18 protein-coding genes are annotated in these 22,478 nt (G+C 55.1%); 12 read left to right on the plus strand and 6 right to left on the minus strand.

The annotated features are described in order from the left end of the window. Positions 1–350: 350 nt before the first annotated feature. Complete coding sequence (locus tag F3J30_RS00380) at positions 351–1,154, plus strand: YdcF family protein (RefSeq protein WP_166715251.1); 804 nt, start codon at positions 351–353, stop codon at positions 1,152–1,154. Between the two features lie 198 nt (positions 1,155–1,352). After that, a complete protein-coding gene (gene aldA, locus F3J30_RS00385) occupies positions 1,353–2,792 on the plus strand; it encodes an aldehyde dehydrogenase (protein WP_166715252.1) in 1,440 nt (479 codons plus the stop codon). A 36-nt stretch (positions 2,793–2,828) separates the two neighbouring features. Here aldA and gap read toward each other — a convergent pair whose 3' ends face one another. Continuing rightward, entirely contained in the window at positions 2,829–3,830 is a 1,002-nt protein-coding gene (gap, locus tag F3J30_RS00390) for a type I glyceraldehyde-3-phosphate dehydrogenase (RefSeq protein WP_014070228.1), read from the minus strand. Positions 3,831–4,020: 190 nt separating this feature from the next. On the opposite strand from gap, the gene cybB reads away from it, so the two are divergent. Both cybB and F3J30_RS00400 read left to right on the plus strand, forming a co-directional pair. Continuing rightward, a complete protein-coding gene (gene cybB / locus F3J30_RS00395; protein ID WP_166715253.1) occupies positions 4,021–4,551 on the plus strand; it encodes a cytochrome b561 in 531 nt (176 codons plus the stop codon). Then, complete coding sequence (locus F3J30_RS00400; RefSeq protein WP_166715254.1) at positions 4,548–5,825, plus strand: MFS transporter; 1,278 nt, start codon at positions 4,548–4,550, stop codon at positions 5,823–5,825. Before cybB ends, F3J30_RS00400 begins: the two co-directional genes overlap by 4 nt. Positions 5,826–6,492: 667 nt before the next feature. Here F3J30_RS00400 and F3J30_RS00405 read toward each other — a convergent pair. Then, positions 6,493–7,578: an oxidoreductase gene (locus tag F3J30_RS00405; RefSeq protein WP_166715255.1), complete on the minus strand. Its 1,086-nt coding sequence runs from the start codon at positions 7,576–7,578 to the stop codon at positions 6,493–6,495. A 16-nt stretch (positions 7,579–7,594) separates the two neighbouring features. Next, positions 7,595–8,338, minus strand: a complete 744-nt coding sequence (locus F3J30_RS00410) for a DeoR/GlpR family DNA-binding transcription regulator (protein ID WP_166715256.1) — start codon at positions 8,336–8,338, stop codon at positions 7,595–7,597. Between the two features lie 220 nt (positions 8,339–8,558). Here F3J30_RS00410 and F3J30_RS00415 point away from each other — a divergent pair, with 220 nt between their 5' ends. The 4 genes from F3J30_RS00415 (at position 8,559) to F3J30_RS00430 (ending at position 12,566) form a co-directional block, all read left to right on the plus strand. Next, on the plus strand, positions 8,559–9,191 hold the full coding sequence (locus F3J30_RS00415; protein WP_166715257.1) for a glycoside hydrolase family 19 protein: 633 nt from the start codon (positions 8,559–8,561) through the stop codon (positions 9,189–9,191). 97 nt (positions 9,192–9,288) lie between these two features. After that, positions 9,289–9,564, plus strand: coding sequence for a metal/formaldehyde-sensitive transcriptional repressor (locus F3J30_RS00420; protein ID WP_006175178.1), 276 nt, complete (start codon positions 9,289–9,291; stop codon positions 9,562–9,564). Between the two features lie 32 nt (positions 9,565–9,596). Next, positions 9,597–10,715, plus strand: coding sequence for an S-(hydroxymethyl)glutathione dehydrogenase/class III alcohol dehydrogenase (locus F3J30_RS00425; RefSeq protein ID WP_166715258.1), 1,119 nt, complete (start codon positions 9,597–9,599; stop codon positions 10,713–10,715). 159 nt (positions 10,716–10,874) lie between these two features. Further along, a complete protein-coding gene (locus tag F3J30_RS00430) occupies positions 10,875–12,566 on the plus strand; it encodes a methyl-accepting chemotaxis protein (RefSeq protein ID WP_166715259.1) in 1,692 nt (563 codons plus the stop codon). An 89-nt stretch (positions 12,567–12,655) separates the two neighbouring features. On the opposite strand, the gene F3J30_RS00435 is transcribed toward F3J30_RS00430, so the two are convergent. Together F3J30_RS00435 and F3J30_RS00440 are read right to left on the minus strand one after the other, a co-directional pair. Further along, the gene (locus F3J30_RS00435; RefSeq protein WP_166715260.1) at positions 12,656–15,040 is read right to left on the minus strand and encodes a glucose/quinate/shikimate family membrane-bound PQQ-dependent dehydrogenase; all 2,385 of its coding nucleotides are present in this window, start codon (positions 15,038–15,040) and stop codon (positions 12,656–12,658) included. 290 nt (positions 15,041–15,330) lie between these two features. After that, positions 15,331–16,254 carry a LysR substrate-binding domain-containing protein gene (locus F3J30_RS00440; protein ID WP_014070236.1) on the minus strand — a complete coding sequence of 308 codons (924 nt, stop codon included), beginning with the start codon at positions 16,252–16,254 and terminating at the stop codon, positions 15,331–15,333. A gap of 273 nt (positions 16,255–16,527) precedes the next feature. On the opposite strand from F3J30_RS00440, the gene F3J30_RS00445 reads away from it, so the two are divergent. Then, the gene (locus F3J30_RS00445; protein WP_166715261.1) at positions 16,528–17,871 is read left to right on the plus strand and encodes a VOC family protein; all 1,344 of its coding nucleotides are present in this window, start codon (positions 16,528–16,530) and stop codon (positions 17,869–17,871) included. 42 nt (positions 17,872–17,913) lie between these two features. Further along, complete coding sequence (locus F3J30_RS00450; RefSeq protein ID WP_166715262.1) at positions 17,914–19,422, plus strand: carboxylesterase/lipase family protein; 1,509 nt, start codon at positions 17,914–17,916, stop codon at positions 19,420–19,422. Here F3J30_RS00450 and F3J30_RS00455 read toward each other — a convergent pair. Then, positions 19,409–20,251, minus strand: a complete 843-nt coding sequence (locus F3J30_RS00455) for a LysR family transcriptional regulator (RefSeq protein WP_166715263.1) — start codon at positions 20,249–20,251, stop codon at positions 19,409–19,411. The genes F3J30_RS00450 and F3J30_RS00455 overlap by 14 nt on opposite strands. Before the next feature lie 113 nt (positions 20,252–20,364). On the opposite strand from F3J30_RS00455, the gene F3J30_RS00460 reads away from it, so the two are divergent. Together F3J30_RS00460 and F3J30_RS00465 are read left to right on the plus strand one after the other, a co-directional pair. Next, a complete protein-coding gene (locus F3J30_RS00460; protein ID WP_166716673.1) occupies positions 20,365–21,534 on the plus strand; it encodes a pyridoxal phosphate-dependent aminotransferase in 1,170 nt (389 codons plus the stop codon). A 10-nt stretch (positions 21,535–21,544) separates the two neighbouring features. Then, positions 21,545–22,318 (plus strand): ABC transporter substrate-binding protein, encoded by a 774-nt coding sequence (locus F3J30_RS00465; protein WP_166715264.1) that lies wholly within the window; start codon positions 21,545–21,547, stop codon positions 22,316–22,318. Positions 22,319–22,478 lie beyond the last annotated feature (160 nt).

The following is a 22,478-nucleotide window of genomic DNA, read 5'->3' on the forward strand; positions in this document are numbered from 1 at the left end:
CTGGCGCGCTTCAGGTGCAACCTGTAGGAAGTAAAAGGTTGTGAAATTGTTAAGCAACTTAGAGTTGGATGTTGAATTTGGCAAGCAGTGAGGGTCTGGCACTGGTCAGATCACGGCGAAATAAGCAGCGCCTGGTGCTTTTATTAGCAATATGAGTGGCATGATCTTTTGTATACATTGTCACTAAAAGCATAAAATGCAGGTGCAACCCGCCGATTTTTGGATGTTTCTGGTTATTTCAGAAAGATGACAGATTGAGCGAGTTTTGCTGTCCCTGCTTTCAGAGTGCTCCTCTGTTTTGTCAGGAAAAAACCGCTACCCTGAACAGAAAAGCGCATAAGGAGTACACAATGAACCGGGCGATCTTTCCGTGCCTGCCGGTCGACACACTGGCTGCCGTCAACACCGTGGGTGAATGGCTGGCGCAGGATGATGTAAAAGCGGGCATAGCTACACAAGGCATTGATTTTGTGGTGCTGGCGGGTAATGCGGTGATCCCGACCATTGATGCTGCCTGTCGGTTTGCGGCAGCGCAAAACGTACCGTTGCTGATTAGCGGTGGGATCGGCCATTCCACGTCGTTTTTGTATGCCGAAATTGCCCATCACCCTCGCTACCACGCTATAGCCACCACGGGCAGGGCGGAAGCCAGCATCCTCGCTGATGTGGCACGCCAGTTCTGGCAGGTTCCGCCTGAGAATATCCGGGTTGACGATCAGTCAACCAACTGTGGCGAGAATGCCCGCTTTAGCTGGAACATGATGAAGCTGCAGCTCCCTCAGGCGGAGCATGTGCTGGTGGTTCAGGATCCGACGATGCAACGGCGCACAATGGCGACCTTCGCTCGTGTCTGCCGCGACGAACCGGTATCACCGCAGTGGATTAGCCACCCTGGATTTATCCCGCAGCTGCAAAACAGCGATAAGGGGCTGGTATTCTGCGGGGGTGGCGACGGCGTGTGGCCTGTCGAACGCTATTTGTCGTTGGTGCTGGGAGAGCTGCCTCGGCTGTTTGATGATGCCAGCGGGTATGGCCCTGCGGGGCGCGGCTTTATCGCGCACGTTGATTTCCCTGATGCGGTACTCAGGGCATGGGAGATTTTACGCCACGACACCATTCTGACCGATGCCCTGACCAGCCGCTCGCTTATCTAGCCTGCTGCCCGTTTGCGCGGGGTTTTCCGCAAACGGGCAATTTATGTTGCCAATTTGTAATTATAAAAATCTGCTGACGCGATTCTTTTATGAGATATCTCACAAAAACAGCGCGATAGGGTAGGAATGCTGCACTGTGATTGTAGTTTTTAACAATAAATTTACTTGTCAAAAACAGTGTAATTACAGGAGCAGGTCATGACAGTACCCGTACAACATCCGATGTATATTGATGGTCAGTTTGTTGCCTGGCAGGGTGATGCCTGGATTGATGTGATCAACCCGGCAACCGAAGAGGTCATTTCCCGTATTCCCGATGGTCGCGCTGAAGACGCGCGTAAAGCTATCGATGCCGCCGACCGCGCCCAGGCTGACTGGGAAGCACTGCCTGCGATTCAGCGAGCCAACTGGCTGCGAAAAATTTCGGCAGGTATTCGCGAGCGTGCCAGTGAAATTAGCGCCTTAATTGTTGCCGAAGGCGGCAAAATTCAGCAACTGGCTGAGGTTGAGGTGGCGTTTACTGCCGACTATATCGACTACATGGCCGAGTGGGCGCGTCGCTACGAAGGGGAAATCATCCAGAGCGACAGACCAGGCGAGAATATCCTGGTCTTCAAACGCGCGCTTGGCGTGACCACCGGCATTCTGCCGTGGAACTTCCCGTTCTTCCTTATTGCCCGCAAGCTCGCGCCAGCGCTGCTGACCGGCAACACAATCGTTATCAAACCGAGCGAGTTCACCCCGAATAACGCCATTGCCTTTGCCAAAATTGTGGATGAAATCGGTCTGCCGAAAGGGGTGTTTAACCTCGTGCTGGGGCGCGGCGAAACCGTGGGCCAGGAGCTGGCTGGCAACCCGAAAGTGGCGATGGTGAGCATGACGGGCAGCGTCGGTGCCGGTGAGAAAATTATGGCCGCCGCCGCGAAAAACATCACTAAGGTTGGTCTGGAGCTGGGCGGTAAAGCGCCGGCTATCGTGATGGACGATGCGAACCTGGAGCTGGCGGTGAAGGCGATTGTGGACTCGCGCGTGATTAACACCGGGCAGGTGTGTAACTGCGCCGAGCGTGTTTATGTGCAAAAGGGCATTTACGACCGCTTTGTGAACCGTCTGGGTGAGGCGATGAACGCCGTGCAGTTTGGCAACCCGGCCGAACGCAATGATATTGCTATGGGGCCGCTGATTAATGCCGCCGCGCTTGAGCGTGTGGAGCAAAAGGTGGCGCGTGCGGTGCAGGAAGGGGCAAAAGTGGTGCTCGGCGGTAAAGCGGTTGAGGGCAAAGGCTATTACTATCCGCCAACGCTGCTGCTGGATGTCCGTCAGGAGATGACCATCATGCACGAAGAAACCTTCGGCCCGGTGCTGCCCGTAGTGGTCTTCGACACCCTGGAAGAGGCGCTGAAGATGGCCAACGACAGCGATTACGGTTTGACGTCTTCTATATATACGCAGGATCTGAACGTGGCAATGAAGGCCATCAAAGGGCTGAAGTTTGGCGAAACCTATATCAACCGCGAAAACTTCGAAGCGATGCAGGGCTTCCACGCGGGCTGGCGTAAGTCCGGGATTGGTGGGGCCGACGGAAAACATGGTCTGAACGAGTATCTGCAAACTCAGGTGGTTTATTTGCAGTCTTAAGTGAAAACCCCCTCTAAGCGTAGAGGGGGTTCTATTTTACAACGCGGCGTATTTATCCAGCGTGCGTACCAACTGGGTGACAAAGCCATATTCGTTGTCATACCAGGCAACGGTTTTCACCAGTTGCACATCCCCTGCATCCGTCACTTCCGTCTGGGTCGCGTCAAACACTGAACCAAAATGTGAACCGATAACATCGGATGAGACGATCTCTTCATCGGTGTAGCCAAACGAGTCGTTATCCTTCGTGGCCTGTTTCAGCGCCTGGTGGATCTCTTCTACCGTGACCTTTTTATCCAGAATGGACACCAGTTCGGTAACAGAGCCAGTTTTGACCGGCACGCGCTGGGCGTGGCCTTTCAGCTTGCCGCTCAGGGCCGGGATTACCAGCCCAATCGCTTTGGCGGCACCCGTGGTATGCGGGATGATATTTTCCGCCGCCGCGCGTGAGGCGCGAAGGTCTTTACCGCGCGGGCCATCGACCAGCGCTTGTGTCCCGGTGTAGGCGTGAATAGTGGTCATCGTCCCCACTTTAATGCCGAACGCATCGTGAAGGGCTTTCGCCATCGGCGCCAGGCAGTTTGTGGTGCAGGATGCCACGGAAATAATGGTGTCGCTGGCAGTGATGGTGTCGTCGTTGACGTTGAACACAATGGTTTTCATCTCGCCCGCAGGGGCAGAAATCAGCACTTTTTTAGCGCCCGCATTCAGGTGCGCTTTTGATTTCTCTTCTGAGGTATAAAAACCGGTGCATTCCACGACGAGATCCACGCCCGCAGCCTTCCACGGAATATGCTGCGCCTCTTTTTCGGCATACACCGAAATGGATTTTCCGTCGACAATCAGCGAGTCCTCCGTGAAATCCACGCTCCACGGAAAACCACCGTAGTTAGAATCATGTTTGAGCAGATAGGCCAGAACTTTGGGGGAGGTGAGGTCATTAATGGCGACCACGGTGTTGCTGTCCTGGGTTTCGAGAAGGCGACGCAATACAAGACGTCCAATGCGACCAAATCCGTTAATACCAATTTTACTCATGGTTTTCTCCTGGTGAATCTGTCGAAGCGACAGTTTGAACTCATCCAGGCTTAGACCATGAAACCCGCGCAGGCAATTGAAGATATGTCATGCGCCGCGAAGCATTTGAAAAACCATACAGAAAAGTTAATGAATTTTTAAGTAAAGCTGGTTATGTTGGCCGTAATTTCGTTTTATCTCAGGAAATCATATGCGCACTAAATATACGGGCCTGCAAATTGGCATTCACTGGCTGGTGTTTATGTTGGTCATTGTGGCCTATTGCGCCATGGAGTTCAGGGGCTTTTTCCCGCGAACCGCCCGTCCAGCAATCAACATGATCCACGTCTCCTGCGGGATCTCGATTCTGGTACTGATGTGCGCGCGTCTGCTGGTGCGCCTTAAACATCCGGCGCCGCCAATCCAGCCAAAACCCAGGGCCATGATCATCGGGTTATCCCACCTGGGGCATCTGGCGGTGTATCTGCTGTTTATGGCGCTGCCGGTTATTGGCCTGACCATGATGTATTTCCGTGGCAACGACTGGTATGCCTTCGGGCTGGTGATGCCGCACGCGGCAGAAGCGAATTTTGACCGGGTAGACTCGCTTAAAGAGTGGCACTCCATTCTGGCAAACCTCGGGTATTTCCTGATCGCTATTCACGCCCTGGCGGCGTTGGCGCACCACTATTTCTGGAAAGACAATACGCTGCTTCGCATGATGCCGAAGAAACGTCAGTGACACCCGTTGTGGGTAAACCGCGCAAGGTACTCCTCGCGACCGGTATCGGCCATTTTGTCGAATGGTTTGATGTTGGCCTGTACGGCACGCTGGCGGGAATTATTGGGATGCAGTTTTTTCATACCGATAGCCCGGGTGTCGCGTTGCTCTCATCATTTGCGGTGTTTGGCGCAGGGTTCATTATGCGCCCGCTTGGCGGGCTGTTTTTCGGCTCGCTCGGGGATCGTATCGGCCGGCAGAAAGTGCTGGCCATGGTCATTTTGCTCACCTCGGGTTCAACCTTCGCGATGGGGATTTTACCCACCTGGTCGCAGTTGGGGATAAGCGCCACCATTTTACTGGTGCTCATCCGCCTGGTGCAGGGCTTTGCCGTTGGCGGTGAAAGCGCGGGGGCGACCACATTTCTGGCCGAATACGCGCCAGCTCATCGCCGCGGCTATTTCACCAGTTGGATAGACAGCTTCGGGTTTTTGGCGTTTGTCGCAGGCTCCGGGCTGGTGTTCCTCCTGACGGCTGTGCTGGGTGAAAGTGCAATGAATGACTGGGGCTGGCGCATTCCATTTCTGGTAGCCGGCCCGCTCGGGATCATTGGCCTGTATCTGCGCAATTACCTTCAGGACTCTCCTGAATTTCTGGCAGCGCTGAAAAGCGGCAAAACCGACACAGCACCCCTTCATTCTGTGGTGGCCTACTCACGGAGCGCACTGCTGTTCTGTACCGGCTTTATGGTCATCAAGGCGGTAGGGCACTGGACGCTGCAAACCTTTGTTCCTCACTATCTTTCGGGTGCAATGGCCTATTCACAGCGGGATGCCTACGCGATAACCACACTGGGGTTATTTGCGATTGTCCTTCTGGTGCCGCTGATGGGCTGGTTATCCGACCGTGTGGGGCGTAAACCATTGATGCTGGTGGGATGTGGTGGATTAATCGTTTTTACCCTGCCAGCCATGATGCTGATGGCGCGCGGGGAGATAGCGTCTGCGATGATGGCAATGCTGATCCTTGGGGTCTTTATTGCGGCGTTTGATGGTGCGAGCAGTGCAGCAATGGCGGAGCTCTTTCCAACCCGCGTGCGTTTTGGTGGGATAGCGTTGGCCGGAAATATTGTGGTGGCGCTGCTGGGTGGGTTCACACCCTGGTTTTCGGTGTATCTGATGAAGACCACCGGCAATCCATTTTCTCCTGCCGGGTACGTCATTGCCGCTGCGTTAGTCACTTTCCTGACGGTGATGCGGGCGAAAGAAACCGCCGGTAAACCGCTGCCGCGGTGAGGGTAACCTGCGGAAAACCGCAGTAATGTCAGTCAGTTAGGTGATATTAAGCCGCTCTGTTATTTTAGTGGCATCGTTCCGTTCACTCAGACTTTCCTGCTACCTGCATAATCCGCTGCGGTGAACGTGTTAAGGGGGCTATCGCGCCCCCTTAACAATCCCGTCTCCCGGCAAAGAAAATCGCCGCTTCGCGGTGCCCTCAGCTTATTCCTTCCGGCTTTTCGGGGACGGGCGGAGGCAACGTCCCTGTAAATCCGCCCTCGCCGCGCATCCCTGCGCGTCGCCCCGGCCTACAGGAAACGCTTCGGCGATTTTCAGCCGGACTCACGCTCACTCAGCCTTCTGTGCGGTCTGAAAATGGCACGGACGTTGAGTCCCGCAGAAATCGGCGAACCGGAGACCGGATGACAAGGGCTGGACGCCAGGGATGGCGGCCAGAGGCGAATCGAGACAGACTGTCGAGTTGAGCCGACCGCAGGCAGAGGGTCGGGAGGTGAGCGCAGTGCGAAGCACCGATTTCCTGGCGGGCCGCGGGGATTGATAAGGGGGCCGCGGTGGCCCCTTTATCCCGTTCACGTGTTCTGAACGAATTATTTTCTGCGGGTATTAAGGTGAACGGAACACTCCACCGTGCTTAGCTGACCAGCATAGCAGGTTACCGCATAGGTTATTTTTGCAGGTGAGCGCGCTCGCCAGCGGTTAATGCCAGCGGTTGAGTGGTGCCTGTTTCAGAGGAGGTCACGGCAGCTTCCAGTACGGCCATCACCGCCAGCGCTTCAACCGGGTGAACCGGGTTCTCGATTTCACCGTTCAGGGCATTACGCACGTTAATGTAATACTGGCGCTGATCGCCCTTTGGCGTGCTAACCGCGTGTGGCTCGCCGCTGGCATCAAATAGCACCATGCTGTCGCTGTCTTCACCCCAGGTATCGCTGCCAGGGATGACGCCTGCCAGAAGCTGCGCTTCCTGCTGGTCGATTCTGGCTTTAACCACGCTGGCTTTATCACCGTGAACCGTAAAGCGCGACGTGCCGCCGGCAACCAGCATACTGCAATGCAGAACCACTTTATGTTCCGGGTAATTTAAGACCACGTGTGCCCAGTCATTAATTTCCGCACCAGCGCGAAGGGTGGCAATATTGCCCTGCACGGACTGTGGCAGGCCAAACAGCTGCAACGTCTGGTCAATCAGGTGTGGCCCGATATCAAACCACAGGCCACTGCCTGGTACGTTTTGTTCTCTCCAGCGCACGCGAACTTCCGGGCGGAAGCGGTCGATATGAGACTCAAAATGCTTAACTTTGCCGATTTTACCCTGCTCGATAACCTGCTTAATACCGAGGAAATCGCTGTCCCAGCGGCGGTTATGGAAGACTGACAGCAGTAACTGTTTTTCCTCTGCCAGTGCGATCAGATCGCGCGCTTCCTGCATATCGAGGGTAAAGGGTTTATCCACCACCACATGCTTACCACTGTTCAGGGCAAGCGTTGCCAGCGGCGCGTGAGTGGCGTTAGGAGAGGCGATCACCACCAGATCAACATCCGGGTGCTGAATAGCTTCTTCAGGCGTGGCAACCACGATGGCATCCGGGATATCGCGTTTGACCTTTTCTTCGTCGCGGGAAGAGACAACCGCCAGCTTCAGGCCCTCGACGGACTGGATCAGCGGCGCGTGGAAGGTTTTACCCACGAACCCATAGCCGATCAGCGCAATGTTGATTGTCTTACCGTTTCGAGCGACAACTTTATTCATGACCATCTCCACGTTATTAAGCATCTGCAATAGTGACTTGCAGTGCGCTGTTGTCCCCAAGCTCAGCCCAGGGACGATCTAAGAACAATTGATGAATGTCGGCTAACCCGGACACCAGATAGGGCTCACAGTGGTTGAGTTTCAGGTGATCGGCAACGATCCAGTGCTCACGGCTGGCTGCCAGCATGGCCCGTTTTACGTCGGCATCGGCTTCTTTGCTGGCGCTCAAACCCAGCTGAGGATGGATGGCGCAGGCGCCAAGAATGGCGATATCCGCACGATAGCGCGACAGCATCGAAAGGGTGGCGCTGCCGGCAAACAGGCGCTGTTTCTGATCCCACTGGCCCCCGAGCAGAATGAGTTCAATGTCTGCGCGATCGCTGAAGTGCTGGGCGATATCCAGCGAAGTGGTGATGACTTTCAGTGGTCCCTGAAGAAAGGTGGCGACGGCCATTACCGTACTTCCCGCATCAAGAAACAGGGTTGAGCCTGCGGGCACGCTCTCTGCGACCTTTTTACCAAGCTGCTGCTTGGTTTTGGGCAGTAACGTATTTCTGCCCTGGCGGTTCATCGCCGAGAGATCGAGCGCAATAGCGCCCCCGTGGTTCTTCTGCGCCAGCCCTTGATTCTCAAGGTCTGTAAGATCCCGGCGAACGGTGTCCGCAGAAACCTGCAATTTTTCAACGAGGTCGCTGATACTGGCCTGACCATTTTCACTAATGATATCAAGCAAGTATTTCTGACGAGCGGTTTTATGCATCTGGGCTTAATCCTGCAAAATATTGCAATAAGTCGCATATTACAGCATTTTGCGGAAAAGGGAATTCTGGGTTGAATCTGCTCCCATGCCGACAAATAGCACAAGTGGGTGAGGTTTCAGTGTCGGGCCTACCCGCTATTCTGATAGAGAAGCTCGCTGTGCGGTGGAAAATGCTTGTGCATTTCCGTTATCGCAATCCTCTCAAAGCAGAGTCAATTCTATGAATCAGTCTCTCTTCCAGCAGGCCGCCGGGGTGTCCTCGTCACTGGCTGACCGGTGGTTTACACATCTTGATGCCGTCATGGGCCAGTACGGGATAGTCAAACCCATCGATCAGGCGATGTTTATCGCCCAGATGGGTACAGAATCCGGTGGTTTTAAGACGCTCAGCGAAAATCTGAACTACGCTTCTGACCGCCTGGTGGGGGTGTTTGGTTCGCATCGTATCAGTCAGCAGCAGGCGAACCAGTTCGGCCGTAACCCAAACCATCCGGCAGATCAGAGGGCTATCGCCAATATTGTTTACGGGGGTGACTGGGGGCTGGAGAACCTGGGTAACACCCAGGACGGTGACGGCTGGTTATTCCGTGGACGTGGTCTGAAGCAGATTACCGGACGCGAAAACTATACGAAGTGCGGCAAGGCGTTGGGGCTAAATCTCATCGCAGACCCCGATCAATTGCTCAACGACACCTACGCCGCGCTGTCGGCTGGCTGGTTCTACGTGTCGAAGGGGTGCCTGAAATACCCCGGTGATGTTGTAAAAATTACGCAACTTATCAATGGAGGGCAAAAGGGTATCGACGACCGCCGCCAGCGTTATAACAAGGCGAAATCGGTGCTGGTGGCCTAACACCTGCCGTGGTTACCCTGTAAAACCATAAGAAACTGGCGGTTTACAGAGAACAAATAACTATTTACTATACCCCCCTATAGTATCAGGAGGGCGTATGCCGCATTCACCCGCAGATAAAAAACGAATCCTCACTCGCGTCCGACGCATCCGTGGGCAGGTTGATGCCCTTGAACGCGCGCTGGAATCCGGCGAACCCTGTCTGGCCATACTGCAACAAATCGCCGCCGTGCGCGGTGCTGCAAATGGTCTGATGGGGGAAATGGTCGAAATTCACCTCAAAGATGAGCTGGTGACGGGGGAGACAACCCCGGATCAGCGGGCAGTCAGAATGGCAGAAGTCGGCCATTTGCTGCGCTCTTATCTAAAATAAACCCACAGACCTCACAACAAGGGAAAGACATTATGAAATCTCGCGCTGCTGTCGCATTTGGCCCAGGCCAGCCGTTGAAAATCGTCGAAATTGACGTTGCGCCGCCGAAGAAAGGCGAAGTCTTAATCAAAATCACCCACACCGGCGTGTGCCATACGGATGCATTCACCTTGTCAGGCGACGACCCGGAAGGCGTATTCCCGGCGGTGCTCGGCCACGAAGGCGGCGGGGTTGTGGTTGAAGTGGGCGAAGGGGTTACCAGCCTGAAACCGGGCGATCATGTGATTCCGCTGTACACCGCAGAATGTGGCGAGTGTAAGTTCTGTAAATCCGGCAAAACCAACCTCTGCCAGGCCGTGCGTGCCACCCAGGGTAAAGGGCTGATGCCAGATGGAACAACCCGTTTCTCTTACAACGGCGAGCCAATTTATCACTACATGGGCACCAGTACCTTCAGCGAATACACCGTGTGCGCCGAAATTTCTCTGGCCAAAGTAAACCCGCAAGCGCCGCTGGATAAAGTGTGTCTGCTGGGTTGCGGTGTGACCACCGGTATCGGTGCTGTACACAACACGGCGAAAGTGAATGAGGGTGACACCGTGGCGGTGTTTGGCCTGGGCGGTATTGGTCTGGCGGTTATCCAGGGTGCGGTGCAGGCAAAAGCCGGTCGTATCATTGCGGTGGATACCAACCCGGAAAAATTCAAACTGGCCGGTGAAATGGGCGCGACCGATTTCGTGAACCCGAAAGATTACGAAAAACCGGTTCAGGACGTGATTGTTGAGCTGACCGACGGCGGTGTTGATTTCAGCTTCGAATGTATCGGTAACGTTAACGTGATGCGTTCTGCGCTTGAATGCTGTCATAAAGGCTGGGGCGAAAGCATCATCATTGGTGTGGCCGGTGCAGGTCAGGAGATCCGCACGCGTCCATTCCAGCTGGTGACGGGGCGCGTATGGCGTGGTTCTGCGTTTGGTGGCGTAAAGGGCCGTACCCAGCTGCCGGGTATGGTTGAAGATGCCATGAGCGGAAAAATTCAGCTTGATCCGTTCATTACCCACCGTCTGCCGTTAGAGCAAATCAACGAAGCGTTTGACCTGATGCACGAAGGTAAATCCATTCGTACCGTCATCCATTTCGGCGACAACTAATTATTCTGCCAGCGGTTTTTACCGCTGGCATTTCTTTAATAATCTTCTCTAAACTGTGACCTGGCTGGCGATTTTAGCCGTAATCTAATTTCCCGCAGTGCCGATGACTATTTTACAGGCGTGTTTTTACGCATCTTACCTATAAGAGAGTCGACGGTCATGGACAACACAACTTCGATGCAGGCGCAGCACAAGCTGAGCTTCTTGCATCACATCAGGCTGGTTCCGCTGTTTTCCTCCATTCTCGGTGGCATTATTCTTCTGTTTGCCTTGAGCTCCGGTCTGGCGGGTTACTTCCTGTTAAAAGCTGACACCGATCAGCAGGATGTCACATCCGAAATCCAGGTTCGTCTGGGGTTATCGAACAGTTCAAACCACTTACGCACTGCCCGTATCAATATGATCCACGCGGGTGCGGCGAGCCGTATCGCTGAAATGGATGCGATGAAGCAGAACATCCACGAAGCTGAAACGCGGATTAAGCAATCCCAGGAAAGTTTTGCTTCGTATATGAATCGCGCGGTTCGCACGCCGGCAGATGAAGCCCTGGACGCGGATCTGAAAGCGCGTTACGACGCCTACATCGCTGGCCTCCAGCCGATGCTGAAATATGCCAAAAACGGCATGTTTGAGGCAATTATCAACCACGAAAACGAAACCGCACGTCCGCTGGATGACGGGTATAACGACGTGCTGATGAAGGCGATTAAAATCCGTACCGACCGTGCAAATGCGCTGACGGCACAGGCGCACACCCGCACGCAACTGGGGCTGATGTTTATGGTCGGTGCTTTTGCACTGGCGCTGGTGCTGACGGCGATGACATTTATCGTGCTGCGTCGTACTGTGATTAATCCGCTTCAGCGTGCCGCTAAGCGCATTGAAAATATCGCCAAAGGCGACCTGACGATGCCGGACGACGCCACTGGACGCAGCGAAATTGGCCGCCTGACGCGTGACCTGCAAACCATGCAGCACTCGCTGGTGACGACCGTGGGCACGGTTCGCCAGGGGGCGGAAGAGATCTATCGCGGTACCAGCGAGATCTCTGCCGGTAACACCGATCTCTCTTCACGCACCGAGCAGCAGGCGGCCGCCATTGAGCAGACGGCAGCCAGCATGGAACAGCTGACCGCCACCGTGAAGCAGAATGCCGATAACGCCCACCATGCCAGCAAACTGGCGGAAGATGCCTCCGGTAAAGCCAGCCGTGGCGGCCAGATGGTGTCCGGCGTGGTGAAAACCATGGGTAATATTTCTACCAGCTCGAAGAAAATCTCTGAAATCACCGCAGTGATTAACAGCATCGCTTTCCAGACCAATATCCTGGCGCTGAACGCCGCAGTAGAAGCCGCGCGTGCCGGTGAGCAGGGGCGTGGTTTTGCGGTGGTGGCGAGTGAAGTCCGTACGCTGGCAAGCCGCAGTGCGAACGCGGCGAAAGAGATTGAAAGCCTGATCAACGAATCCGTGTCGCTGATTGACCAGGGCTCTGGCGAAGTGGTTGCCGCAGGTAACACCATGAATGAAATCGTTGAAGCCGTTAAGCGCGTCACCGACATCATGCTGGAAATTGCAGCGGCGTCCGATGAGCAAAGCCGTGGCATTGTACAGGTGAGCCAGGCTATCTCTGAGATGGATAAAGTGACCCAGCAGAACGCCTCGCTGGTGGAAGAAGCCTCTGCGGCGGCAGCTTCTCTGGAAGAACAGGGCGCACGTCTGACCGAAGCGGTTGGTGCGTTTCGTCTGAACGGTGCAACGTCAGGGCGCACGGCAAAATTTGCCTCAGTGCCTGCGCAAACGCCTTTACGCCCGGCAGCGGTGACATCGAGTGATAACTGGGAAACGTTCTGAGTTGATGATGGTGTCGGGTGGCGCTTCACTTACCCGACCTACAAAACACTGAAATAAAAAAGGGACCCTCAGGTCCCTTTTTTATTGGCTTACTGCTTATCCGGTAACGCATACGCGATGATGTAATCACCACGATCCGGTGACTGACGTGCGCCACCTGCGTTAATGATGACGTACTGCTTACCGGTTTTCGGTGATACGTAGGTCATCGGGCCAGACTGGCTGCCAACTGGCAGACGGTCTTTCCAGATCTCTTTCCCGGTTGCGGTGTCAAACGCGCGCAGGTAGAAGTCCTGAGTACCGGCAAAGAACAGCAGGCCAGACTGTGTAGAGAGCGATGCACCCAGCGTAGGCATCCCGATTGGGATCGGCATGTGCATACGGATCCCCAGAGGACCAGTGTCTTCCACGGTGCCGACCGGAACCTGCCACACCAGCTTGCCGGTTTTCAGATCCACCGCAGACATGGTACCAAACGGCGGTTTCTGGCACGGAATACCCAGCGGGGACAGGAAACGCTCACGCATCGCGCCGAACGGTGTACCGTCCATTGGAACGATACCCATCTCGATCCCGCTGGCGTTTTTCGCCACGTTTGCACGCGGAACCATGTAGTTCGCCAGGCCCAGGCGCATATCATTCACGAACATCAGGCTGTTGTTCGGGTCAACGGAAACGCTACCCCAGTTCATGCCACCCAGCGAGCCAGGGAACTGCAATGAACGGTCAAGACCCGGCGGGGTGAAGACTCCCTGATGACGCATCTCTTTAAACTGGATACGGCACAGCAGCAAATCAACAGGCGTTGCACCCCACATGTCGGATTCCGTCAGCGTCTGGTTGCCGATCATCGGCATCCCTACGGAGTACGGCTGAGTCGGCGAGTAACGTTCGCCTTCCACATTGCCGGCAGGAACCGGGCGCTCTTCAACCTTCGCAACAGGTTTACCCGTTTCGCGGTTGAGCATGAAGATCATGCCCTGTTTACTGGTCTGAACCAGCACCGGCGTGGTGCCGCCTTTACCGTCTGGCAGGTCATACAACAGCGGCTGTGATGGCAGGTCGAAGTCCCACAGGTCGTGGTGTGTGGTCTGGAAATGCCAGCGCACCTGGCCGGTGGTTGCATCAACGGCGACGATAGACGAGCTGTATTTATCATCCAGCGGGGTACGTTCACCCGCCCAGAAATCTGGCGTGGCGTTACCGGTTGGCAGATAGATAAGGTTCAGTTTTGCGTCGTAAGACATCGCAGACCAGACGTTCGGCGTACCGCGCGTGTAGGTCTGGCCTTCCGGCGGCAGGCCGGTCAGGTTCGGATTACCCGGATCCCATGCCCATGCCAGTTTACCGGTGTGAACGTCATAAGCGCGTACAACCCCCGGCGGTTCGCCCGTGGAGAAGTTATCGGCCACGCGTCCACCGACCACCACCACATTACCCGCCACAAGTGGCGTAGAGGTTTGCTGGTAGTAACCCGGTTTGATATCACCCATGCCCACGCTCAGGTCAACAATACCGTGGTCGCCAAAGTCTTCACAGACTTTGCCGTTGTCGGCGTTGATAGCAATCAGACGCGCATCGGTGGTTGGCAGGAACAGACGACGGGAGCAGGCCGCAGGCTGTGCTTCTGTCTGTGACGTTGTCACATTGACGTGATCTTCAAAATAACCGAGACCACGGCAACGTTGCCAGTTTGGCGCGGTGGCTTTGGAATCGTAGCGCCATTTTTCTTTACCGGAATCTACATCCAGCGCCAGCACTTTGCTGTACGGGGTACAGACATATAGCGTGTCGCCAACCTGGAGAGGGGTATTCTGATCTTCAGCGCCGGAGCCGTTGCTCTGCGGGATATCGCCCGTATGGGCAACCCAGGCGACTTTCAGATCGCCGATGTTCTGTTTGTTGATCTGATCCAGTGCGGCAAAGCGGTCACCATGGGTGGTGTTACCCCAGTGCTCCCAGTTTTTTTGCTGCTCGCCAGGGGCGACAGGTTTAACCGGAACCGGCTCGTTGGCGGTAACCAGCGTCTGCGGTTTAAACATCCAGCCAAAGCTTGCCAGCATGGCAACGGCAAGCACCGCAGCGATGCCAAATGGCGCGCATTTTCTGACGGGCGCATTGCTGTTTGCGGCGCGCAGGAAAGGCCAGACAATCGCGCACAGGAACGCCAGCACCGCAAAGGTAAACAGGCGCGAGAAGAGCGGCCAGAAATCCCAGCCCGCATCGCTGACGGCCCAGAACAGTGACGCAATAAACGCGATGGCGTAAAGCACAATACCGCTGCTGCGGTTGGTGAAAATCAGGCCTGCGGCAATCAGCATTACCACGCCCATTATCAGGAAGTACCAACTTCCGCCTACTGTGGCGAGCTTGAAGCCCAAGCCGCCGACTGCCAGACCGATGAGTGCCATCAATCCGGCAAGGAGCCACTGCAGGATACGAGGTAACCCGCGCGGCGCGCTGCCAAATGCCATTTCTGTCTCCTTAAATACTCTCGTCTTTTCAGGTCTGTGCTGTGCGGCATCTGTACCAAATGGGTAAATAAAGACGAGGGTTATGGTGGTTTTACGCGAATGAATCGGTCATTCAGCGCAGGAATTCACAGGTAACAAATAGTCTGCGAACCATTTGGTGAATTCGCGGCTATGATAAAACTGTTAAATTGTTTTACGCAATTGTTAATGAAAGATTTCGCATTATTTGATTAGAGAATAGATCAAACCCGCCGTGGCGGCGGGTGAAAGGAGAGGTTGCTAAGGGAGTATCAGGCAGGCATTGACTTGCGGATGGCGCTGAGCAGCGTCTGTGTGCCTGTTGAAAGCGGGATGTCAACGCGGGTCAAAATGCCAATTGGCTCTCCGGCTCCGGGCGATGTGACCGGCAGCGCCGTGAGCGTGCCGTGGCGTAAATCGTCTTTCACCGCACCCGAAGGCACAAACCACACATAGTCGAAATCGACCGTCAGCTGGCGTGAAAGGGAGGCTGAAAGTGTTTCGATACAGCCGGTTGGCAGAGTGCAGCCCTGTAACTGTAACAACGCTTCGGCGTTCTGACGCGGAACTGTACCTTTTGGTGACACCACCACCGGCCACTCCATCACGCGGCTTAAGGTGACGGTATCCTGCAACAACGGGTGGTTCGGCCGAACCACCAGCTTGAGCGATTCCAGGAACAACAGTTCATAGTTAAGGCCCGTCATCAGTTCCGGGTCGGACATCCGGCCGATCCCCAGATCCAGTTCGCCAGATTTGAGTCCTGCCAGCAGCATGGTGTTATTCATGGTCGCAACCTGAATCGTGGTGTGCTTTTGCTGCTTGTGAAACTGGCCGATTACGGCAGGCAGAATGCCCAGCGCCGCCGTTGGCAGGGCGCCCACGCGAACAATTTCGCTGGTGTGATCGTCTTTACGGTTTAACGCCTGGCCTGCGGTATTGAGGGCATCCAGAACTTTCACCGCGTGGGTCAGGAATTGCTCGCCCACGAGCGTGAGCTGTGCGCCCAGGCGTCCTCTGTCGAACAGCCGGGTTCCGGTAAGTTGTTCCAGCTCGTTGAGTGTTTTCGACAGTGCGGGCTGACTTAGGTTAAGGGTTTCAGCCGCTCGCCCCAGCGTTCCCTGTTGAGCGACGGCCACAAATGTATGCAAATGGCGCAAGCGTATGCGCTGACTGAACAGACCATTTTTTTCCATAGGCGATGTTAAAAACAGAGCGATGCGGGTGACAAGTTAAGTTGTTTAATTTTGATAACCTGATAGCAAAATATTTTTAACATTTGATCTATTTGAGTTACAAGCTGTTTTTCAACGGACCGATTTTCACTCCCGCACGCAATAACCTGAATTCACACCCGAAAGTACAGCCTTTAACCACTCATCTGCCTGGATCACAATTTGTAAATTCTTCCCGCCAACCAGAACGGGCTTCTCTACACTCCAGGTAATATTCACTGGAGGCATGACATCATGGCGAACACCATCACGGCTGATGATATTCGGGAACACTTTTCGCAGGCTATGTCGGCGATGTACCAGCAGGAAGTTCCGCAGTACGGCACGTTACTTGAACTGGTTGCCGACGTTAACCTGGCCGTTCTGGAAAATAATCCCCTGTTACATGAACAACTGGCGAACGCAGATGAACTGGCGCGCCTGAACGTTGAACGGCACGGTGCGATCCGCGTTGGCACAGCGCTTGAGCTCTCCACGCTGCGCCGGATGTTTGCGATTATGGGGATGTTCCCGGTCAGCTATTACGACCTTTCTCAGGCGGGTGTGCCCGTCCATTCAACGGCGTTTCGGCCGATTGATGATGAGGCGTTGTCCCGAAATCCGTTTCGTATTTTTACCTCTCTGCTGCGACTGGAGCTGATTGAAAACGTCGCGCTGCGGGAACGTGCCGCGCAAATTCTGGCGAGCCGGAATATCTTTACCCCACGCTGTCTGGCGTTGATTGAACTGCATGAGTCAGAAGGGGGTTTTACAGAGTCGCAAGCACGCGAGTTTGTGAAAGAGGCGATTGAAACCTTCCGCTGGCATCGCCATGCCACGGTTGATCAGGAAACGTATCTTGCGCTGAGCAATGAACATCGGCTGATTGCCGATGTGGTCTGTTTCCCGGGTTGCCATATCAACCACCTTACGCCTCGTACGCTGGATATTGACCGCGCCCAGGAGTTGATGCCGAAATATGGCATTGAACCTAAAATCCTGATTGAAGGGCCACCGCGCCGTGAAATCCCGATTTTACTGCGCCAGACCAGTTTCAAGGCGCTGGAAGAGCCGGTGCTTTTTTCCGGTGAACATCTGGGAACCCATACTGCCCGCTTTGGTGAAATCGAGCAGCGTGGTGTGGCGCTGACGCCGAAAGGTCGTGAGCTGTACGACAGTCTTCTGGGGCAGGCCGGTACCGGGAAAGACAATCTGACGCACCAGTTGCACCTGCAAGAGGTTTTCAGCGCCTTCCCGGATAGCGAAATGTTCCTGCGTCGTCAGGAGCTGGCTTATTTCCGCTACCGTCTCACCCCAGCGGGGGAAGCGCATCGCCAGGCGTTCCGACCGGGTGACGATCCGCAGCCGCTGATCGAACGGGGATGGGTGGTCGCTCAGCCGATTACCTACGAAGATTTCCTGCCCGTGAGTGCGGCAGGAATATTCCAGTCCAATCTGGGGAATGAAACCCAGGCGCGCAGCCACGGTAACGCCAGCCGCGATGCGTTTGAAGCCGCGCTCGGCTGTACGGTATATGACGAATTTACGCTGTATCATGAGGCGGAAGCGCGCAGTAAACACCGTTGCGGTTTGCTCTGAAAACGTTACTCTGCGGGGATGTGACGGAAAAAGAAGGTTGGTATGCAAAATCCCTCCGCCCCTGTGGTTGAAACGCGCCAGGGCGCACTTGCTGGTTTTACCGATGATGATGTACACGTGTGGAGCGGTATTCCTTACGCCGCTCCGCCTGTAGGCGCATGGCGCTGGCGTTCTCCGCAACCCCCCGCCGCCTGGGAAGGGTTGCGCTCTGCTACGGTGTTTTCGGCATCAAGCTGGCAAAACAGCGAGTATTGTCAGGAGCTGGGCGGTGGCGATCCGGGTCAGTTCTCTGAAGATTGTCTCTATCTTAATGTCTGGTCGCCGGTTGCGCGTACCACGCCGCTGCCGGTGATGGTCTGGTTGCACGGCGGTGGTTTTACCATTGGTGCGGGCGGGCTTCCGCCCTATAACGGTAAAGCACTGGCCAGGCGTGATGTGGTGGTGGTGACCCTCAATTATCGTCTTGGTCATCTGGGCTTCTTCGCCCATCCGGCCCTTGCCGGGGAAGAGGAACAGGTGGTGCACAATTTTGCCCTGCTGGACCAGATCGCCGCGCTGAACTGGGTGCGGGACAACATTGCGGCCTTTGGCGGAGATCCGAATTCGATAACCCTGTTTGGTGAGTCTGCCGGCGCGCGTAGCGTGCTGTCACTGCTGGCCTCTCCGCTGGCAGGCGGGCTTTTCCATAAAGCGATTGTGCAGAGCGGCTACACCTTACCGGACACGCCGCGCGCACAGGCGCTGCAAAAAGGCGAAGCCCTGGCGGCCTATTTCGGTTTTGAAAATGCGACGGCGGAACAGTTGCGTGCCATTCCCCCCGAGGCGTTCTGGCCGCTGACCTCACCGCTGAATATCGCCCCGGCACCTGTCGTCGGCGATTGCGTTCTCCCGGAAGCAATGCTCGATGTGTTCTTTGCCGCCCGCCAGCATCCCGTTCCGGTGATGATTGGATCAAACAGCGATGAAGCGAGTGTGATGGCGGTGTTTGGGATCGATCTCGCCGGACAAATTCAGAAGCTGCGCCGTGAACGCCGGTTTGGCCTCGGGTTAATTAAACTGCTGTATCCGGGCGTCAAAGGGGACGAGGAGCTGGGCAGACAGGTTTGCCGTGATATGGCATTTACCACCATGGGATTCGTGGTGATGCAGGCGCAGCAGCGTGTGGGGGCCCCGTGCTGGCGGTACTGGTTTGACTATGTTGCCGAAGCGGAACACGCCACCTATATCAACGGTGCCTGGCATGGTAACGAAGTGCCTTACGTGTTCGATACCCTGGGGCAGGTTGAACCATCCCGCCACTATGTCAATTCCCGCGATATGCAATTTTCTGCTCAGGTGGCTGACTACTGGGTGAATTTTGCGCACCATGCCAGCAGCAGCCGGGACACGCTCCAGGGGCCGACCCACTGGCCTGCCTGCCGGAAAGGGCGGGATGTGTTATTACGGATTGGAGTGAATAAACATGCAGGATTCAGGCTTGAAAACCGCTTTATGCGTGCCCGCATGAGTCTCTTCAAACGGGTCATGAAGCACCACGTCAGTCTTGACTGAGCAGGCAGGAGCGAAACGCAGCGAGTCCGTTATCCTGGCTATGTGACTCGCGTAACACCAGTCGGTAGCTCGCACCGGTTTTAATGCTCGTCTCAAAAGGCCGCGTCAGCCGTCCCGCGCGGATATCCTCTTCCACCAGCGTTTCATCTGCGATGGCGATCCCAAGCCCCTGAATGGCCGCGGTGATGGCCAGATCCATCGTATCGAAGTGTTGATTTTTGAGCATGGCTTTAGGGGACAGCGCCTGTTTTGCCAGCCACAGCGACCAGTCCGTTTTGTCGCGAGTAGGGTGCAGGAAGGTTAACGACTCCAGCTCTGCTCCCGCGCGTAACGGGCTGAGAACCGGCGTTAGCGCCTCTTCAAACAGCAGATCGCCTGCGCTCATGTGCGTGCCGAAGACAATGGCGGCATCGTAGGATTCGGTTTTGAAATTGACGTTGTGATCGGTGGTGGTGGTGAGCGCGATTTGCAGTTCGGGCTGCTCGCGCTCAACCTGTAACAAACGCGGGATCAGCCAGCGCATCGCGCAGGTTGGCGCTTTCAGTCGCACCACGGTTTGCTGCGCGCGTGCCTGCTCAGCTACGGTCAGCAGGTGCTCAAAGGCTGATTGCAGTTCGGGAAGCAGGGCGCTGCCCTGGGGTGAAAGCCTAAGCCCGCGGGCGTGACGCTCAAAAAGTGGAAAGCCGAACCAGGCTTCAAGCGCCGCAATTTTACGGCTTACCGCGCCCTGGGTCAGGCACAGCTCTTTTGCCGCATGGGTAAGATTCAGATGGCGGGCCGTTTTTAAAAATGCGTCAACGGCATTAAGCGGAAAGGAACGGCGCGACATAGACCACCTCAGGTATGCATTTTTCTCATGGCTATTATGACAACAATTCGTTTGTCGCCACAACCGACTTATTGTTTGAATAGTTATGCAATCTTTATGAGAAAGGAAAGATGATGACTTTGAGAACTCCGGTGCAAACCCGGTCCAAACTGCCTGATGTTGGCACCACGATTTTTACCGTTATTGGCCAGCTATCCGCACAACATAACGCCATCAACCTTTCTCAGGGCGCACCGAATTTTTCCTGTGACCCTAAACTGGTCGCCGGTGTCACCCGCGCCATGGAAGCCGGGCAAAACCAGTATGCGGCGATGACCGGCCTTCTGACGCTGAAAGAGCGGATTGCCGAAAAAATCGCCACGCTTTACGGCACGCAATATGATCCGGGTAGCGAAGTGCTGGTCACGGCCAGCGCCAGCGAAGGGTTGTATTCGGCGATAAGTGGCCTGGTGCATCCGGGTGACGAGGTTATCTACTTTGAGCCGTCGTTTGATAGCTACGCGCCAATCGTGCGTTTGCAGGGCGCAACCCCCGTTGCCATCAAACTGACCGTACCTGATTTTGCCGTGAACTGGGATGAAGTGCGTGCTGCCATCACCCCGAAAACGCGGATGATCATCGTTAACACCCCGCATAATCCGAGCGGGCAGGTCTTCTCTGCAAACGACCTGCAACAGCTGGCGGCGGTCACACGTAATACCGATATCATTATTTTGTCTGACGAAGTGTACGAACACGTCGTCTTTGACGGCGAGCCGCATCACGGGATGGCCACACACCCGCAGCTGGCGGAGCGTAGCGTCATTATTTCATCCTTCGGAAAAACCTATCACGTCACCGGATGGCGCGTCGGTTACTGTGTTGCACCGGCGATGCTTATGGAAGAGATCTGCAAGGTCCATCAATTTTTAATGTTTTCTGCCGATACCCCAATGCAGCACGCGTTTGCAGAACACATGACCGATCCGCAAACCTGGCTGTCGCTGGCCGCGTTTTATCAGCGCAAGCGCGATCTGCTGCAATCGCTGCTTGCAGAATCACCGTTCCGCTTGCTGCCAAGCGCCGGTTCATTCTTCCTGCTGGCCGATTACAGCCATTTTAGTGATGAAAGCGACAGTGACATGGTGAAGCGGTTGATTACCGAGTGCGGTGTTGCAACCATCCCGCTGTCGGCGTTTTATGCGGATGGCACAGATAATAAATTGATCCGTCTCTCTTTTGCGAAAGATGAGGCAACGTTACGGGCAGGTGCCCAGGCCCTGTGTCGGGTTAAACCACGCTAAGGAGTTTTACATGAAATTACGCGCGTTAGTTGTCGGCATGGGATTGCTGTGTTCGTTCTCTTCTTTTGCCGCCACAGAGCTGCGTTACGGGCTGGAAGCAGAGTATCCACCGTTTGAAAGCCGCAATGCCTCAGGCGAGCTTGAAGGCTTTGACGTTGAGCTGGGCAATGCCATCTGTAAAGCGGCAGCGCTGAAATGTACCTGGGTTGAAACCTCGTTTGATGCGTTGATCCCAGGCCTGGTGGCGAAGAAGTTTGATGCCATTAACTCTGCCATGAACATCACCGAACAACGCCGCAAGAGCATTGATTTTACGCAGCCGATTTACCGCATTCCGTCACAGCTGGTGGGGAAAGCGGGCGCGGCGGTAGAAGCAACGCCTGAAGGGCTGAAAGGTAAAACCATCGGAGTATTGCAGGGATCTATCCAGGAAACATACGCCAAAGAGCACTGGGAAAAGCAGGGTGTCACCGTGGTGTCTTATAAAGATCAGAACATGGCGTGGGGAGATTTGCTGAATGGTCGTATCGATGCCTCGTTAGTCATGTCCGCGGCCGGGCAGGCAGGTTTCCTGAGCAAGCCCCAGGGGAAAGGGTTTGGCTTTATCGGCAAACCGGTGTCTGACGACACTATCCTGGGCAGTGGTATCGGTTTTGGATTGCGTAAGGGGGATGAGGCCACCCAGAAGCAGCTTAATGCCGCAATTGATAAAGTACGTGCTGATGGCACGATCGCTAAACTCGCTGATAAGTACTTCCCGGGTATCGATGTCAGCGTAAAATAACCGCCTCGCTTTGCCCCGACTGTCGATGTCCAGCCGGGGCATTTTTCTTCCTGCCACGCTTATTTGCTCCTCAGACCTGCCGCCTTGTGTGTCCATTGACGTTACCTTTCTTTACGCCTTTTTCAGGCTGTTCTGGTCGACAGAAAATATTTCTCACTTT

Source organism: Enterobacter sp. Tr-810 (assembly GCF_011752765.1).
GTDB lineage: Bacteria > Pseudomonadota > Gammaproteobacteria > Enterobacterales > Enterobacteriaceae > Enterobacter > Enterobacter soli.

Coding starts and splice junctions, on each gene's coding strand:
- F3J30_RS00380 (WP_166715251.1), top strand. CDS start 351: ATGAACCGGGCGATCTTTCCGTGCCTGCCGGTCGACACACTGGCTGCC.
- F3J30_RS00420 (WP_006175178.1), top strand. CDS start 9,289: ATGCCGCATTCACCCGCAGATAAAAAACGAATCCTCACTCGCGTCCGA.
- F3J30_RS00440 (WP_014070236.1), bottom strand. CDS start 16,254: ATGGAAAAAAATGGTCTGTTCAGTCAGCGCATACGCTTGCGCCATTTG.
- F3J30_RS00450 (WP_166715262.1), top strand. CDS start 17,914: ATGCAAAATCCCTCCGCCCCTGTGGTTGAAACGCGCCAGGGCGCACTT.
- gap (WP_014070228.1), bottom strand. CDS start 3,830: ATGAGTAAAATTGGTATTAACGGATTTGGTCGCATTGGACGTCTTGTA.
- F3J30_RS00435 (WP_166715260.1), bottom strand. CDS start 15,040: ATGGCATTTGGCAGCGCGCCGCGCGGGTTACCTCGTATCCTGCAGTGG.
- F3J30_RS00460 (WP_166716673.1), top strand. CDS start 20,365: ATGACTTTGAGAACTCCGGTGCAAACCCGGTCCAAACTGCCTGATGTT.
- F3J30_RS00415 (WP_166715257.1), top strand. CDS start 8,559: ATGAATCAGTCTCTCTTCCAGCAGGCCGCCGGGGTGTCCTCGTCACTG.
- F3J30_RS00405 (WP_166715255.1), bottom strand. CDS start 7,578: ATGAATAAAGTTGTCGCTCGAAACGGTAAGACAATCAACATTGCGCTG.
- aldA (WP_166715252.1), top strand. CDS start 1,353: ATGACAGTACCCGTACAACATCCGATGTATATTGATGGTCAGTTTGTT.
- F3J30_RS00425 (WP_166715258.1), top strand. CDS start 9,597: ATGAAATCTCGCGCTGCTGTCGCATTTGGCCCAGGCCAGCCGTTGAAA.
- cybB (WP_166715253.1), top strand. CDS start 4,021: ATGCGCACTAAATATACGGGCCTGCAAATTGGCATTCACTGGCTGGTG.
- F3J30_RS00430 (WP_166715259.1), top strand. CDS start 10,875: ATGGACAACACAACTTCGATGCAGGCGCAGCACAAGCTGAGCTTCTTG.
- F3J30_RS00410 (WP_166715256.1), bottom strand. CDS start 8,338: ATGCATAAAACCGCTCGTCAGAAATACTTGCTTGATATCATTAGTGAA.
- F3J30_RS00465 (WP_166715264.1), top strand. CDS start 21,545: ATGAAATTACGCGCGTTAGTTGTCGGCATGGGATTGCTGTGTTCGTTC.
- F3J30_RS00455 (WP_166715263.1), bottom strand. CDS start 20,251: ATGTCGCGCCGTTCCTTTCCGCTTAATGCCGTTGACGCATTTTTAAAA.
- F3J30_RS00445 (WP_166715261.1), top strand. CDS start 16,528: ATGGCGAACACCATCACGGCTGATGATATTCGGGAACACTTTTCGCAG.